We start from the raw sequence: 15,134 nt of genomic DNA on the forward strand, positions 1-15,134 counted from the left end.
GCCGGGGGTTGATTGCCGCCCAACGCGAAGCTGACTGAGTTCCTTTGGAAAATTTGACCGATGGATATTTGCTGAGGAAATTAAAAATCCGCTGAGAGTATTATCATTTAATTTTGAAAACTTAGTTGATAGATCATGTGTAATGGGAGGCGTAACTAAATATATGCTAGCGTGATAATAACGATCCGGCTGAATCAAATAACAAACTTGTTACTTTAATATTCAGGATTGGCCAAGAGCGGCAGAAAAGTGGAACATATCCGATGATCTTACAGGAACTGGGCTCTGCCATCCCGGGCGGCGGGATTTTGGAAATAAACACGACCAACGGCTGCATCGTCGGATGTTCCTATTGTCCGCAGGACAAATTCGCCCATCGGCAAAGAGCGGTTTCTCAGGTGAAGCATCTTCGTCTTGAAGATTTCAAGCGATGTCTGGCGCGCGTACCAACTGCCGTCGACATTAGTTTCGCCGGATACTCCGAGCCTTGGCTCAATCCGGATTGCACCGAAATGGTCGAGCACGCTTACGCCAGAGGCCATGGCATCCGGATTTTCACGACGCTGGTAGGAATGAAGATGCGGGATCTGAACCGCTTGCAAGCGCTGCGCTCGACGGTATTCGTGGTCCATGTTCTCGATGATGGCGCATACATGATAAAGCGCGAGCGAATGTCGAGCCCTCTTGAGAATGCTTAAGGCGGGCCTCGTGTGGACCCGGTCGACGAGTCTAGTCGCCTATTCTTGCGCGGCTTCGACAGACCCTGTGGTCGTTCTCCCAGAACAAAGGTGTCTGGCGAACTTTGTTGGCCTAAAAGGGGGAGAGCCGGCTTAGTCTGGTCCCACATACAAACTGTTATATCCTCCGCCGTCGGCTTTTCGGGACCCTGATCCTTAGACTATTGGTCGAGACGCTTCAGAAGCCGTCCGAAAGCGGCCCCGACATCGAAGAACGCCGATCATCGCCGCAAAGCCGGTCGCTCGCTTGTATGGGATGATCTTTGTCAACGTGATCTTTCAGTCGTTCCGTCTCCTTGTTCAGCCGTGGCGACCATTTGTTCCTGCTTTGGCTCCGAGGGGTCCATTGGGGCGCCGCGCGCAGTGACCGTCAAGGGTGGTCCTTTGGGCCATCGCGAAGCGACTTGCCCTTGGTGCGGCGGCAGCATTACATTGAGCCGGCAGGTGCGGCCCTGTTTGTAGAGGCCTATAACTTGCAAACCGAGGGGAGCTCGCCATCAGGCGCCGTAAACGCGCCGCAAGCTTGTATGCGGTTGATCCTCGCGGATCAAAAACCATGATGCAGCCATACGCATCGGCGGGCGAAGCTCCGGGCGGTGGGCCCATTCTACAGCGCGGCGTCGTAAGGCCATGTGAGCGACCGGGATCACCACCACCTCGGATCGTTATCGGCAGACGCTATTGCAGCTGCCAAACTTCAATGCAACGCTCCTCCATGCTTTATACCGGACGCAGGGCTACTCCCGTCGGGATCTCGCCGGTCGTGACAAGTCGCCAGAATGCAATCAGTAGCTTGCGCGCCAAAGCCACGATCATATGTCTTGCGCGTACCGCCTCGGCCATCGGCCGTTCTCGCGCAAAACCAGTGCGCCAGCGCGCTGTCCTTTTGGAATTGGAGGAACCGCCAAGCCAATAGGATCATGCCGTAGCGGACGCGAGCGTTGCCGGCCCGCGCAAGACCTTTCTCGCGCCTGCGTTGGCCGCTCTCATCCGGCGCCCCGGTAAGTCCGGCATAGCGAGCGACGGCTCTCCGATCACGCAGGCCGCGTGAGAGAATCTCATTCACCAGCATGTCCGCAGTCTCGATACCGACACCGATGATCCGCGAAAGAAGGCGAACCATTGCGAGCGGACCCTTCTCCGTGTCTGGAACCACCGAGAGCTGCCGCAACCGCTCCTGTTCGATCTCGTGGATTTGTTCACGCAACAGGTGAAGCCGTCCGAGATTACGGCGCAACTCTGCTCGGCTTCGTTCCGGTAGGGGCATACCTTCCGCCGTATGCAGAACCTCGAGTTTCTCGGCAGCTTTGCGCAGATTGGGTTTGAAGGCGCGAATGCCGAAGCGAGCGAGGATTGTCTTGATGCGATTGACGATCCGTGTACGTTCGCGGACGAGATTGTCTCGTTCACGGTTCGGACGGCGAGCCTCCTCCTCATTGATGGTTGCGATGGCTGCCATGCTGCAGTGGCGCTTCTCGCCCCGCAGCCAGCCAAGAAAGGCGCGCGTCAGCAGTTCGGTATCGAGGCGATCGGTCTTGGCGCGCCGATGTTCGCGGGAAAACGCGACGCTCGATGGATGTATGACATAAGCCTCGACAGCGCGCGCCTGGAGCCCGCGCGCCAACCAAAAGCCGTCGCGTCCAGCCTCATAGGCGACAACGATGCGCCGGACTTCGCGCCCGGCTTGGATGGCTTTGCTGCGCCAGCGGCGCAACAGCCTGAGCACCGAATCCGGGTCGGCATCGAGCTTCTTGAGAGGACTACGTTCAAAGCCAGGGACCGTCGCAGCAATGAGCCACTTTGTCTGGCTCATCTCAATCACTGCGGCCAACGTGCTGTCCTGATCAAGGGCGGTAAGGGATTTGCTTGCATCAATGGTGACATGGGGGCGCTCCTTAGGTAGCTGCTCAACAGCGCCAAGGGTGCCACACGCTCGCCGCCGCCCATAGCATCTACAGCGCTGTTGAGGGCGCGCTCGCGAGCGGCTTCGCTACCGCCGAGCTACACCACGTCCTGGGAGTACGTCATGCCAAGCTGATAATTGCTTGTGGGTGCAAGTCCCATCCGGCCAAAGCCGTAGCGGGCAAGCCGGGACCGAGTCTTGCGGGCGTCGCGGCAACGCGGGGTCTGAAGTGTAGACAGGAGCCATGCGGGGTGCGGGAATGAGCCTCGAAAGGTGGATGTTCGCGGAGGCCGAGTGTGTTCCCTAGTCACGAAGGCGATATGAGCATCGTCGTTACGCGAGACGTTGCCGCTCCGTCGGGGTCGATGGCCGGATCACGCATGGAAGGTAATCATCGGAACATGAGAGGCCCGACCGGGTCCGCTGGATTGGTCTCCAGCGGGGACAGCAGCAAGGTACTGCCAGAGCTGCTGTCCGAGCTGAGGTCGGGAGTCGGACTGGTTCATAGTACCCGTGAAGCCGTCGAAGGAAACGAGGCGAGTGGAGGGAAGGGACCAGCCTGAGGGGAGCCTGCGCGAGGAAGCCAAGGTCCGGACACAGAGCCGGGTTGCCTTGCCGCTGAACCTCGAGCGGGTGAACGCGGCGGCCAAGCAGGCTGCCCAACCCGGTTCACGGCCCTGCTGCATCACGTCGACGAAGAAAGCCTTTACCGGGCGTTTCGGCGACAGAAGCGACAGGTGAGTGCTGCGGTCGATGGGATGACCGTGGCGAGATACGAAGAGGGTCTGACGGATAACATCCGTGATCTCTGCGAACGGGTCCACACCGATCGCTACCGGCCACAGCCGGTGCGGCGGGTTTACATTCCCAAAGCCGATGGCGGTAAACGGCCTCTCGGGGTGCCGGCGCTGGAAGACAAGATCGTCCAAAGCGCGGTGGCCGAGGTGCTGAGTGCTGTCTACGAGGTCGACTTCCTGGGATTCTCCTACGGCTTCCGGCCGGGGCGGAGCCCCCACATGGCGCTTGATGCCCTGCATACAGCGATCATGAGCCAGCGTGTGAACTGGGTGCTCGATGCCGACATTCGCAGCTTCTTCGACTCGGTCGACCACGAGTGGCTGCTGCGGATGGTGGCGCACAGGATCGCTGATCCTCGTATCCTACGGCTCATTGGGCTGTGGTTGCGGGCTGGCGTCCTTGAGAGCGGCGAGAAGCAAGAGACGGACAGGGGTACCCCGCAAGGGCGGGCATCAGTCCGCTCCTCGCCAATATCTTCCTGCACTACATCCTCGATCTCTGGGCCCACCAATGGCGTCGTCGCCATGCACACGGTCGCGTTGTGATCGTGCGTTACGCTGACGACTTCGTCATGGGCTTTGAGAAGAAGGCCGATGCAGAGGAGATGCTGTTGGCCCTCAAGGCGCGGCTGGCCGGCTTTGGCCTGACTCTCCACGAGGACAAGACGCGGTTGATCGAGTTTGGGCGGTTCGCGGCCCTTTCACGACAGCGGCGTGGCGAGCGGCGACCCGAGACCTTCGCCTTTCTGGGCTTCACCCACTACTGCGGGCGGACCCGGGATGGCCGGTTCATCGTGAAGCACAAGACGGAAGGGAAACGCCTGACGCGCAAGCTGACGGCGCTGCGCCAGGATGCCTGGCGGCTCATGCATGCGCCAATGGCTGCGCAGCACAGGTGGTTCGCCGCCGTTCTGCGTGGACACTACGGCTACTACGGCAGGCCGCACAACTACCCAGCGCTCAACGGATTCCATCGGCAAATGCGCCGGATATGGCTACGGTGTCTGAGACGGCGCAGCCAGAAAAGCCGGCGCATGGGCTGGTCGGAGTTCGAGACCCTGACGGCGCGCTTCCCCCTGCCAACTCCGCGCATCACTCGAACTTGGGCGCAAGCACGGATATGACGCGGGTTACCCTCGGGAAGAGCCGGGTGCGGGAAATCCGCTCGCCCGGATCTGTGAGGGCGAAAGCCGAATGGCTGAGCTACTCGACCGCGATGTGGTTCGTGTTGCTGCCGAAGCGGCCTGCGACACCTTAGCATGCTGCTGCATAGCAGAAGCGCCTGTCACACATCAGCCCATCAGCCGGTGCTAGCGCTGAGCTTGATAGGATGGGCAGGGCGTCTCGCCGGGTACAAGAGGTGCGTCAACTACCAAATGCCGTAGTATCGACGCCTCCCCGGAAGACGAGAGATATCGCCGTGCAGAGCAACGTGACTACGGTGGAAGTTCTGAAGTGCGTCAGTGCAGAAGTTGAGCTGCCGCGCCAGTGCGGTCTCCCTTTTGACGCGGACCTTTTTGAGGAGCGTGTCGGCATTACGAACACATTTCTGGGAGGTCATGACCTGATGGGATGGACGGCCTCCGCTCCGGCATCGAGGTGCCATAGTGTGGCTGTCGCAAGTCACACTTTCCGTCTGGCGGCGACAGGCGGGGCTGGTGCAGGCGAAAGCGGCTGCGGAGACGACGCCAGCCCTACAATTTGTGCCAATTACGATCGCGGGCGAGGACCGGCAGGTCGAGTACGCCGGCGCAGCGAAGCAGGAGGTGCTCACGTCGGCCGGTCGGATTGAGCTCGAGATTGGTGAAAGCCGCCTCGTCCTGACGGGCTCGGTCGATCCGACCCTGGCGGCCGCCATCGTGGATGCCTTGCGTGTGCGGCGGTGATTGCGCTTGCCGGCGACGTGAAGGTCGTGGTGGCGACGCAGCCGGTCGACTTTCGCCGCGGCATCAATGGCCTTGTTGCCCGACCCTTACTGTGCGTTGCGTCAACCGGTTTTATTATTGCCACTGCTGAGTTCGAGTCCTTCCCCGGCGCCGATTTCAGTCTCGCGGGCTAATAGCTCGCCGTCGGTCTCAGGTCGGAATTCGTAGCCTCAACCGGAAGGGAGCTTACCGCAATCCTGAACGCTTTCGCCGTCTCCCCGCAGACTTCCTCGTCGTGGGAGAAGCTGAGAAACAAGCGGCCGAACGGCTGCGGCATCACCATTACGCCTGCTCTGCGAAGCGCCAGATGAAACAGCAGTGATTGCCCTGGATCCGCAATTGCCACCGCGTTCTCGTAGGTTTTCGGCTGAGTAGGTGTGTACCAAGGCGTAAAGACCATTCCATGGCCGGTTGTCGTGATCTTTGCCCCGCGATCGGCAAGGGCAGCGACCAGCGCATTGCGCACGAGATCGCCGCGCCTTGCAAGCCCGTTGTAATCGCATTCTCGCAGGCGCGAGAGAGTAGCCGTCACTGCCGCCGAGGCAACTGGGTTACCGCAATAGGTTCCGGCGCGTACCGCCCGGCCGTCGTCAGCCGCTTCCATGATACCGGGTCGACCAAGCACCGCTGCAACAGCGAATCCATTGCCAATAGCCTTGCCCACGGTGGCAAGATCGGGATCTAGCTCCAGGCCGTGGCTTGCCAGACCGAACCGGCGACGGAAGCCCATTAGGACTTCGTCCGCGATCAGCAAGGCACCATGAGCGCGTGCAAGGGATTCAAGCGACCTCAGATACGATATGTCGGCTTCAATGCAACCAGCATTGGCCAATAGGGGCTCGAAAATGATGGCAGCGATGTCGGTGGTCTCCGAAAACAACCTTTCGAGATCGGTCACATCGTTGTAGCGCGTCAGTGTCATATTTTGCCGAACGGGGCGAGGCTCGCCGTTTCCGAGGAGGGCCTCGCTGAAACCGGCATTGCCGAACGCAACTGGATCAAACCAGCCGTCGAAGCCTGCGGCAATCTTCGCAACGACCTGCCGGCCTGTTACGGCGCGGGCTATACGGCACGCAAGATGGACGGCCTCACTGCCGGAATTGGTGAAGATCACGTTCTGCAGCGGACTGCAGGGGACGCTCAGCGCCTCAGCAGCCGCTTCTTCGCCAGCATGGGCGAAGGCCGGCATTGAGCCTTTTTTGACCGCCTCGACCACGGCTGAATTGACAACCGGATCGGCATGTCCGAGAAGGACAGCGCCGAACCCGAGCGCCATATCGATCATCCGCACGCCTTCGTCCGTCCAGAGATATGGCCCTTTTGCCCTGTCGATGTACAGTGCTCTGCCGTTGAGTTGCGGAAGATCGCGCCCGGCGCTGGAGATGCCGCCGACAAGGTATTTCATTGTCAAGTTTCCAATTCTAATTTCCAAAGGATAAAGTAATCTGCATTATTCCTCCCATACTCGCGGAGGACCATGCGCATGCCACCATCGATGCGCTCGAAAACAACAGCAGAAGGATGCAAATTTGCATCAGCCGGCGTTAGGCGACCGAGTACAACGAGTTCGATGTTAGCGGGCGAGCCGCGACCACAGCAATTTCCACAAGGGTGCCCGGCGATAACATTGCTCCGATGCAGATCCGTTGCGGCCAGTGATTCGGATTGTCGCCAACCCAGGCTTCCCACTCGACGTCGAAGATCTTCTCATCGTCAAGATTGGACAGAAAGACACAAGCCAATAGCAAATAGCGCCTGTCTGTTTTCAATTCGGAAAGCACGCGATCCATCTTGGCAAAACTAGCGGCTATTTGCTCCTTCAAATCGATTTCCTTGCGTTCTGACGATGCCAAAACCCACACGAGATGACCGCATGCGGATCCGGAACTCCTTCCAGAAGAATTTCCAGGAACCCTTTCAATTCGAAACGTATCCTCCATTTGGTCAAGGCCTCCAGAATAGCGATTATGTTGCATTGCTTCGCTCTGGACGAGATTCGACTGGATTTTTGCACTCCCACCAGCCCCCTAGTCTAGCTAAAGCAACGCCAGCGAACGCCCAGCTAGTCAGGCTTTCATGGGCGGTGGCATTATGTGGTACCGGGAGATGGTGTGGCGGAGCGAGGCCCAGACTGTTTGCCGAGGGTCGGAAGTGGTGTGATCGACCAACAGATTAAGTCGGCGGCACGCTGGACTATCGCTGCTGCCTGGGCAAGGTTTGACGAAACTGCGATGACATGTCCGATCTCGTCTCGGTAATCGCCTTTCATGACGATCAACGTTTCGGGTTTAACGAACAATTTGACTTGGGCGATCCCTGGTACAGCAGCAGCCTGAGTGTCGCCACCGATCCAATCGAGGGTGCCATCATGATCCGGAACTAGAATCCGCGCGGCCGCAGCATGCGAACGGTTTTTGCGCAAATTCCATTGCTCGCCGATGACAAGTTTGATGTGTTCGGCGATTAGATCGACACCGCAAGCCAGTTGGATCATTTGGGGATCTGGGGCGCCAGCAAGACGCGGATTGACTTCAATGACGACTGGGCCACGCTTGGTCCACCGGAATTCAATGCAGGTTGGCCCCCAGCCAAGGTCGAGAGCTCGCAAACAGCTCAGCGAAAGATCGGCGATACGTGCATGCTCTTCAGCGGTCAGAAGGGCCGGGAAGGTGAACTCACGAAATACGAAATGCGGTGGGTTGCCAAACTCAGCAGCGACAATCCCGATGACCTCATTTCCCATTATGTGAGCGCTATAGTGGGGCCTTGTGCGAATTCTTCGACTAGGATCCTCGGCGAAGATCCCGATATGCACTTTCCTTCCAACAGATAGGTCGTATGTTCGGCTAACTCGTCGACGCTGCGGCACAATCGGACACCGGTGCTGCCAATGCCTCCCACGGCAGGCTTGAGAACCACCGGCAGGCCGATCTCCGCGGCAGAGCTTTCAACCTCAGTAGCATTCGTTGCCAAACGATAAGCGGGCATTGGAACGCCGGCCTCTGCTAGGAGCTGGCGTTGAACAAACTTGTCGCAACATCGTTCAAGCGATGCGGGGTTCGGTCCCGGTAGATCGAAATGACGGCAGAGCTTGCCAACTGTCGCATAGACCGACTCGTCAGGGGTCGAAAAGCCAGTAATGCCGGCTATGTTATAGGTCCCTCGCAGATGGGAACATTCGCGGATCAACGCATCGAGATTATCTGTATCAACACGGATAGACTCAATCGCTTCCGCTGCCAGATATCCGTACTCAGCGGGATCAGCCGCCACTGTAACTGGATGAAGACCGAGACGCTGGGCCGCTTGGACGTAAAGCGGACCATTAGACCTCGAGCCCTCGACCAAGATGAGCGCCCTTCTTGTCATTGGCCTTGACTCCCATTGCATGGGCAAATCAGCATCAGGCTGGTTCCGACCTCCAACTCGATTCTCCTCAGTTCGCGGCACGTTTGCAGATTCTCATGCATCCGCTGCAGATTCTCATGCATCCGCCATGCCAAAGGGGAAAGTCGTGTTGGAACAGACCGATGCCGCTCTAATCCTATATCGTATGCCCGACATTGTTAGACTTAGGACAAGAAAAGCGCTTGCTTGCGCACCATTGGTGCGAACCACACGTTCGAGAAGTCCGCAACGCTTTGCGGCGCAAGGTGGGCGTAGCTTCATTGTGGCGCGCGTTACGTCATGGGTCATGCGGCTACCTCAATCTCCATATCATACATCCATGCGACGGAGCGCGTTGTGTTTCGCCGCTAATACCGACTGCCGGCTATGCCGGCCTATGCCGAACTATGCCGAATGGGTACGGAAAGAGCCCGCGTTTGCGCATACTTGCCGAGGGTTCCTCCAGATGAATGAACGGAAAGCTGCGTTCTGCCCAGGGGGCGGAGTGTTCATCTTCTTGAGGGGCTGGCGCCGAAATCAGCCATTCCGCCTTGCTCATCTCGATTGCGGCGATGACAGTGTTATCCTGCTCAAGAGCGGTAAGGGACTGGCTCGCGTCAAAAGTCTGCGGCATCGGGTGCCTCCTTTATGGTGGCACACAGCGCCGAAGGATGCCACACCTCGCCGCTCGCCCCATAGCATCCACGCTGCGAGATACGATCCGCAGCAGGTTTCGGTTTGCGTCACTGCGCAAGTCGCTGGACGGTTGGTGGCGCCGATGTCGCGAACCCGACAAAGTGTCGCGGCCCCTTCCGTGGGCGCGTGTGTTTCATTCTTGCTAAGTGGGGAGCGCCGCATTCTGCACGTGGCACGCCGATTGCTGCGATGATGAGCAAGAGCCGCTGCAACAAACCGGTCGTGGCGGCTCGTCCGAAAATCGCAGGTTACATTGGAGGGCGAGCTATGTTGTCCCAGTTTGAAAACCAGTCCATAAACCAAGAAGTCTCTAGGCTCAATCTACCGAGCTCTCGGATCAAGCACTTCGCGCCGGCTAGTTACGCACAAGCCGGAGAAGATGTTATAGTCGAAGGAATCTTGGCCGCAAAACTCTCCAAGAGTCAAAGATCTTGGGATAGTGTTTTCTATGTCGAGATCGGCGCTAATCACCCCATTTCTACCTCAAGTACCTATCTTATGTACCAAAGAGGCGCGAGAGGTGTTTTGGTTGAACCCAATCCTGAATTGGGAGCGCTGATCCAGGCTGCGCGCCCGAAAGACGTTCTCGTGCCGTCTGTTGTCTTGTCCGCTCCGCAAGCATCCGCCACGCTCTTCATCGGAAACGCCCATGAGCTTTCCTCCGTCGATAAGGCACATGTTGAAAGTTTCGGCGACTTCGACGGTATAGGAGGTATCCGAGAACATATTGAGGTGAGTGCAATCGGTATCAATGAACTATTGACCCCCTATGCCGATAAGGTCGACTTCCTATCGATCGATTGCGAAGGACTGGATTACGATCTCGTTAAGGCCATTGACTACGAGCGCATCAGACCTGCTGTCATCCAATGCGAGCCAAGTGAGCATTATCTAAAGGGTATCAGGGCTCGGATCATCAATCTGATGGAATGCAGATCATACCGGCTCGCTGCAATGACTGACATCAACGTCATCTTCGAGCGATTGCCCTAGCAAACTTCTTTGATTGGGGTGGTCGAGGTCGAGATCCTCCCGATTTCTTCCGGACTATGTCGCCCTGCCGGCTCCTCTTCGCGGTCGACGTTAAGCCGCCGCATTATGGGGTCAGTGGTCAGTAGAGCGAGGCGTCTCAATTGTTGAGCGACCTTAGGAGAGTTCGCGCAGGATCGTGCCTGCTAACGAAATCACCTTGCCCGTTGTGCCCAGGGGGACGATCCGGATCACGCCATTTCGGGCGAAACCAATGAACCAATTACTCCTTGTTTGTCTCTTTCTCCATTTCGCCGATACGCGGCCGTGTGCCCTGCCGAAGCGGAATTCCGTTGCACCACTCCACATGCAGAATGCCAGCGAGCATGCGGCAACGGCAACTCGGGCTCGAGCCATACCGCGCCGTTTGGCGACGTTCATGCCCCACGCACTGAGTCTCGACCAATTCTTGCTCAGCACGAGCAGCGAATGAGCCGCCTCATAGAGGGCCGTGCGGGCGCAGATGCGCTCGGACATCCTCGAGCGACGAAAGCGTCCGGCTGATCGACCGTGGCACGAAAGGCGAGCGAGGTGATGGCTCCTGGTCCCGCGTGGTATATAAAAGTCAAGGGTCTTTTGCTCCGAACTGGTGATGACCGGCACGTTGAGAGTACCTGACGCACTCGAAGACTCGAATCTTGGATATTCAGGCTCGCGCTTTCATCGGTCGGCACGTTAAGTGCGGCTGCCGCGGCATCTGCGGGACGCCAGTCGACCGTCATATGCGTGTTGCGGAAGCTCCGCACACGCGACTGCGATCATCCATTCGATTGACCTGTCCGCTTTCCTGCCGGTTGAGTAGTCCGGCAATGGCTCTGTCGGGCGTCAGTCGCGCGCAGGGCGGTTCAACTCTACCGTCTCCGGCTCGACGGATCACCGCGTTTGACCCGGCAGGTTCTTTCTCACCGTCAGGCTGGTATGACAGTGCCCTGCAAGTCGACCTCGATCGGGATGACCCATGGTGCCCCTTTTGCAATATTGCTCGGCTGAATGATGCCGGCGGCAAGCTGGCGAAGGACCGTCGCGGAGCGCAGATTGAGCATCCGGCGGCTTCAGTCAACGTAACTTCGTCGCCGTTCGGCCCATTCGCCCTCGGTAGACCGCGATGCCGAGCGGGGTCGGCTTCGATGAGATGGACGAAGTCACGGAATTGCTTGACGACGATCTCACCGCTTCTTCCGAAAAATTGTGAAAAAGTGAGGAGATCCCGGCCGATGTTACACTTGGCAACGATGTCCCCTCGCCCTTGTCGATAAAGCGAGCCTTCACCGACAACGGCAGGCACCGCTGTCGCAGAGTGCCGCTGCAGAGTTCGTCGGGGCAATATTAGGATATTGCATTCTTGCAAGAAACTAACTAACGTGCGCCTCGATGTCGAAGGAGTGGTTCCCTTGTTGTGGGTCCACAGAACAAACGGGAGGGAATAAGAATGACAATAATGGGCTATCGCTTGGGTCGGCGCGGTTTCTTGACCGGCATGTTGGGGGTGTGGTCGCTGCCACTACTTGGGTCGTTATCCGCCATGGCGCAGGACCAGACGCTGACACTCTTCGGCGATGGGGACGGGACAGAATACAAGGCGCTCCTCGCGGCCTTCGAAAAGGTCTCGGGCATAAAGGACCGCTGGGAGGGCGTGCCTTTTGCCGATCTTCAGAACACTCTAGTCCAGCGTTTCCGGACGGGAAATTCCGGGATCGATGTCTTCCTCGTAGACCCGAGTTACGTCCCGATCTTCGCCAAGGCGGGCATGTTGAAGGACTTGACGAGTGCCTTTGGAGAAAAGACCAAGGGCGTCCTTTTCCCCAGCGATGTGCAGGGCGCTACTTACAACGGTAAGATGCTGTCAATGCCGATGTGGGAGTCAACGCAGCTCCTGTTCTTCAACAAGAAGCTTCTGGCCAAAGCTGGCGTTGAAGCGCCGGATGTCTCGCCCGATGCGCGCATGACCTGGGAGAAGCTCATTGAGCTCGCCAAGAAGGTCCAGGCGGCCGGAGCCGAGGTCGGCCTCTCATTCGAGCAAGTCGATCGCTACTACCAACTGCAGATCCTTCCGGAGTCGCTTGGTGGTGGGCCAGGCGTCAAGGGTGATGACCTGCTGACCGTGGACGTGGCCAACGATGCTTGGCTGAAGGCAGGAAAATGGTACGGAAGCCTCTTCGCCGATGGCGTGGCTTCGCGTGGTCCGACCCAAAACCAAGAGGTGCGCGATCTGTTCATAGGTGGTCGGCTTGCATTCTACATTGGCGGCCCGTGGGGTATCCCCAGTTTCAACAAGGCCGACGGTCTGGACTATGGAGTGGCACCTCATCCGTATTTTGCCGGTGGCAAGGCGGTGACGCCTTCTGAATCATACCATCTGGGAGTGGCGGCGGATACCACGAACGCCGACCAGGCCCTGAACTTCCTGAACTACGCGGGCTTGGACAAAGAGGGGGCGGTAGTTGCCACCAACGGAAGCAATCTATCGGCGAACATGGAGGCTACGGCCGAGGTGATGAAGAGCCTTCCTGAGCAAAGTCCCAATCTAAAGGGTATTGATCTTTTGATGAGCTATGAGCTCGCGAACACGGCTATCCGGCGACCACGTACCCCGGGATATCTCCAATTGGAGGAACTGTTCGCGCGTGCCTTTAGCGATATCCGCAACGGAAGTGACGCCGCTCAGACGTTGACGCAGCTTCAAAGTGAACTCGAGCGTAGTTTCAAGCGGATCGAGCGCTGACACCCGATGGCGATGGGAGCGGTTTCTGAGGGACGGATTGTAAAGGCCGCTCCCATCATTGGTCGACGTTCAAAATGGAGAGCGGCCATAGCGCCGCTCCTATTCCTGACGCCGGCTCTGGTTGGCCTCATCGGTTTTCGGTTGTTGCCCGCAGGCTGGCTCATTCAGGCGAGCTTGTCCGGGCCTGATGGGGAATTCGCCGGGCTCGATAATTTCGAGTTCCTTTTTGCGGCGCCTACTTTTGCAAAGACCGTGCAGGCTACCCTAACCTTTGTGGTGATCACTGTACCGCTGCAGACGGCAATCGCTTTCGGCCTCGCCTTGCTATTTGCCGAGAACTCCCGGATCGTCTCGCTGCTGCGTGTCTTGGTGTTCCTTCCGGTGGTCATCCCTTCGAGCGTCGCAGCCATCCTGTGGGGTGCCGCATACCGCCCCGATGGACTAGCAAATGCGATGTTGATGTCGGTGGGCTTCAGCGCTCAGCCGTTCCTCACATCCGCAGACCAGGCACTGATGTCGATTATTGTCATGAGCTCGTGGATCGGAGTCGGCTTCTGGATGATGTTTCTGATCGGTGGCCTAAAGGACATTCCTCGCGAGCTCTACGAGGCAGCATCAATCGATGGCGCTGGAAAGCTTTCGTCGCTGTGGCACATCACTATCCCGCTGATGCGTCGGCCGCTAGCCTTCGTAATCGTCGCTGACACGGTAGCGTCATTTCTGCTGTTCTCTCCGATCGCGATACTTACTCGAGGCGGACCCGGCGGCAGCACGCAGCTCGTCATGTTCGACGTGTATCAACAGGCTTATTTTTTCAACGACGTGTCACTGGCCGCTGCGGAATCATTGACCTTGATGGTCATTATGATGGGCATCATCCTCATCCAGTTCCGATTGCTCTCGCGGGAGAAGCAGCTGTGAGCGCCGGAGAAAAGAGCTCGGCCGGGGCGGGGCGCATAGTTCAGCTCGTGTTCGGCATCGCCGTCGCTGCCGGCTTTTTGCTGCCGATCGTCTGGCTGATCGCCGGAAGCCTACGGCCTAGTAACGAGATATTCACCGCGCTCAATCCGCTTTCCATAGGCAGCTTCATTCCGCCAGAGCCCACCCTGACAAACTATGGCAGCGCGCTTGGCGGAGTATTCCGGACGGGATTGATTAACTCGATCATCGTGGCCGGATGTACGGTGGTCGTGGGACTGCTGGTTTGCGCAGCCGCAGCCTTCGCGTTGAGCGCCATGCAGTGGCGAGGCCGCGAGGTCGTCTTCGCCATCATCATCTTCAGCTTTCTGATCCCTGAGGAGGTCGTGGCTATCCCGTTGTCGGCCATCTTCGCACGCGCCGGGCTGCAGAACACTTACGTCGCACTGATTATGCCCTTTGTGGGCAGCGGCATAGTGATCTTCCTACTGCGGCAGTTTTTCCTCGCCATACCCCGTTCGCTGATTGAAGCGGCTCAAATCGATGGAGCCGGCTGGCTAAGGATTTTCTTCCAGATTTTCCTACCGCTTTCGCGTCCGGCTCTCGTCGGCGCGGGGGTCATCCTCTTCAATGGGCAATGGCAGGCCTATCTCTGGCCGCTTCTCGTCACGACGCGCCAGGACATGTTCCTAGCCCCAATCACCCTCGGCCTGATGGTGGGGCAGCGCTCCAGCGACTACGGCCAGGTCTTCGCGGCATCGACAATCCTGAGCCTCATTCCTGCAGCCATTCTACTGGGCTTCCAACGCTTCTTCACGGACTCGGTCGCGATGTCGAGCGTCAAAGAATAATCTTGAGGATTCGCGTGACCATAAGTCTGCTTCACCAGACCGAGCTGTTTCGCCCCTATCTGATCCTGACGATCACTGGGATTCGCTTGCGTCTATGCTCTTGTTGCATCGGGCCAACTCGAACTCGGCGTGACTGGTCGAGTTTCCGTCCGATCACTCTCCAACGTGT

14 protein-coding genes and 2 pseudogenes are annotated in these 15,134 nt (G+C 58.1%); 9 read left to right on the plus strand and 7 right to left on the minus strand.

Features of this window, described 5'->3' with window-relative positions:
- The first annotated feature begins 263 nt into the window (after window positions 1-263).
- Complete coding sequence (locus NLY44_RS27850; protein WP_023806786.1) at window positions 264-698, plus strand: radical SAM family protein; 435 nt, start codon at window positions 264-266, stop codon at window positions 696-698.
- 736 nt (window positions 699-1,434) lie between these two features.
- On the opposite strand, the gene NLY44_RS27855 is transcribed toward NLY44_RS27850, so the two are convergent.
- Entirely contained in the window at window positions 1,435-2,559 is a 1,125-nt protein-coding gene (locus NLY44_RS27855; protein ID WP_245263886.1) for an IS110 family RNA-guided transposase, read from the minus strand.
- Window positions 2,560-3,377: 818 nt separating this feature from the next.
- Between NLY44_RS27855 and NLY44_RS27860 the strand changes: the two genes are divergently transcribed.
- The 4 genes from NLY44_RS27860 (at window position 3,378) to NLY44_RS27875 (ending at window position 5,496) form a co-directional block, all read left to right on the plus strand.
- Window positions 3,378-3,983, plus strand: coding sequence for a reverse transcriptase domain-containing protein (locus tag NLY44_RS27860; protein ID WP_286456087.1), 606 nt, complete (start codon window positions 3,378-3,380; stop codon window positions 3,981-3,983).
- A complete protein-coding gene (locus NLY44_RS27865; RefSeq protein WP_286457855.1) occupies window positions 3,926-4,561 on the plus strand; it encodes a reverse transcriptase domain-containing protein in 636 nt (211 codons plus the stop codon). The genes NLY44_RS27860 and NLY44_RS27865 overlap by 58 nt, the downstream gene beginning before the upstream one ends.
- A 483-nt stretch (window positions 4,562-5,044) precedes the next feature.
- On the plus strand, window positions 5,045-5,323 hold the full coding sequence (locus tag NLY44_RS27870; RefSeq protein WP_156941070.1) for a hypothetical protein: 279 nt from the start codon (window positions 5,045-5,047) through the stop codon (window positions 5,321-5,323).
- Window positions 5,320-5,496 carry a hypothetical protein gene (locus NLY44_RS27875; RefSeq protein WP_023806791.1) on the plus strand — a complete coding sequence of 59 codons (177 nt, stop codon included), beginning with the start codon at window positions 5,320-5,322 and terminating at the stop codon, window positions 5,494-5,496. The genes NLY44_RS27870 and NLY44_RS27875 overlap by 4 nt, the downstream gene beginning before the upstream one ends.
- Here the strand turns inward: NLY44_RS27875 and NLY44_RS27880 are convergent.
- The 4 genes and pseudogenes from NLY44_RS27880 to NLY44_RS27895 all read right to left on the minus strand — a co-directional run bounded on the left by NLY44_RS27880 (window position 5,493) and on the right by NLY44_RS27895 (window position 9,383).
- Window positions 5,493-6,767 carry an aminotransferase class III-fold pyridoxal phosphate-dependent enzyme gene (locus NLY44_RS27880; RefSeq protein WP_023806792.1) on the minus strand — a complete coding sequence of 425 codons (1,275 nt, stop codon included), beginning with the start codon at window positions 6,765-6,767 and terminating at the stop codon, window positions 5,493-5,495. The genes NLY44_RS27875 and NLY44_RS27880 overlap by 4 nt on opposite strands.
- A 139-nt stretch (window positions 6,768-6,906) precedes the next feature.
- Window positions 6,907-7,302, minus strand: a complete 396-nt coding sequence (locus tag NLY44_RS27885) for a Rid family hydrolase (protein WP_031356251.1) — start codon at window positions 7,300-7,302, stop codon at window positions 6,907-6,909.
- Between the two features lie 149 nt (window positions 7,303-7,451).
- Window positions 7,452-8,731, minus strand: a pseudogene (locus NLY44_RS27890) (ATP-grasp domain-containing protein).
- A gap of 403 nt (window positions 8,732-9,134) precedes the next feature.
- Entirely contained in the window at window positions 9,135-9,383 is a 249-nt protein-coding gene (locus NLY44_RS27895; protein WP_023806797.1) for a hypothetical protein, read from the minus strand.
- Window positions 9,384-9,634: 251 nt separating this feature from the next.
- Here NLY44_RS27895 and NLY44_RS27900 point away from each other — a divergent pair, with 251 nt between their 5' ends.
- On the plus strand, window positions 9,635-10,438 hold the full coding sequence (locus NLY44_RS27900) for an FkbM family methyltransferase (RefSeq protein WP_023806798.1): 804 nt from the start codon (window positions 9,635-9,637) through the stop codon (window positions 10,436-10,438).
- A 259-nt stretch (window positions 10,439-10,697) separates the two neighbouring features.
- Here the strand turns inward: NLY44_RS27900 and NLY44_RS27905 are convergent.
- Window positions 10,698-11,022, minus strand: a pseudogene (locus tag NLY44_RS27905) (IS110 family transposase); the annotation flags it as partial.
- Between the two features lie 360 nt (window positions 11,023-11,382).
- A complete protein-coding gene (locus tag NLY44_RS27910; protein WP_023806800.1) occupies window positions 11,383-11,517 on the minus strand; it encodes a hypothetical protein in 135 nt (44 codons plus the stop codon).
- Window positions 11,518-11,903: 386 nt separating this feature from the next.
- Between NLY44_RS27910 and NLY44_RS27915 the strand changes: the two genes are divergently transcribed.
- From NLY44_RS27915 to NLY44_RS27925, 3 genes are read left to right on the plus strand one after another with little or no spacing between them, the layout of a single operon-like run.
- Window positions 11,904-13,196, plus strand: a complete 1,293-nt coding sequence (locus tag NLY44_RS27915) for a sugar ABC transporter substrate-binding protein (protein WP_023806801.1) — start codon at window positions 11,904-11,906, stop codon at window positions 13,194-13,196.
- 6 nt (window positions 13,197-13,202) lie between these two features.
- Window positions 13,203-14,117 (plus strand): carbohydrate ABC transporter permease, encoded by a 915-nt coding sequence (locus tag NLY44_RS27920; protein ID WP_023806802.1) that lies wholly within the window; start codon window positions 13,203-13,205, stop codon window positions 14,115-14,117.
- Window positions 14,114-14,965 carry a carbohydrate ABC transporter permease gene (locus NLY44_RS27925; protein WP_023806803.1) on the plus strand — a complete coding sequence of 284 codons (852 nt, stop codon included), beginning with the start codon at window positions 14,114-14,116 and terminating at the stop codon, window positions 14,963-14,965. The genes NLY44_RS27920 and NLY44_RS27925 overlap by 4 nt, the downstream gene beginning before the upstream one ends.
- The last annotated feature ends 169 nt before the right edge of the window (window positions 14,966-15,134 follow it).

Origin of the sequence: Mesorhizobium sp. C089B, from assembly GCF_030323125.1 — a bacterium.
Taxonomy (GTDB): Bacteria; Pseudomonadota; Alphaproteobacteria; order Rhizobiales; family Rhizobiaceae; genus Mesorhizobium.

Coding starts and splice junctions, on each gene's coding strand:
- NLY44_RS27850 (WP_023806786.1), top strand. CDS start 264: ATGATCTTACAGGAACTGGGCTCTGCCATCCCGGGCGGCGGGATTTTG.
- NLY44_RS27880 (WP_023806792.1), bottom strand. CDS start 6,767: ATGAAATACCTTGTCGGCGGCATCTCCAGCGCCGGGCGCGATCTTCCG.
- NLY44_RS27885 (WP_031356251.1), bottom strand. CDS start 7,302: ATGGAGGATACGTTTCGAATTGAAAGGGTTCCTGGAAATTCTTCTGGA.
- NLY44_RS27895 (WP_023806797.1), bottom strand. CDS start 9,383: ATGCCGCAGACTTTTGACGCGAGCCAGTCCCTTACCGCTCTTGAGCAG.
- NLY44_RS27900 (WP_023806798.1), top strand. CDS start 9,635: ATGATGAGCAAGAGCCGCTGCAACAAACCGGTCGTGGCGGCTCGTCCG.
- NLY44_RS27910 (WP_023806800.1), bottom strand. CDS start 11,517: ATGCTCAATCTGCGCTCCGCGACGGTCCTTCGCCAGCTTGCCGCCGGC.
- NLY44_RS27915 (WP_023806801.1), top strand. CDS start 11,904: ATGACAATAATGGGCTATCGCTTGGGTCGGCGCGGTTTCTTGACCGGC.
- NLY44_RS27920 (WP_023806802.1), top strand. CDS start 13,203: ATGGCGATGGGAGCGGTTTCTGAGGGACGGATTGTAAAGGCCGCTCCC.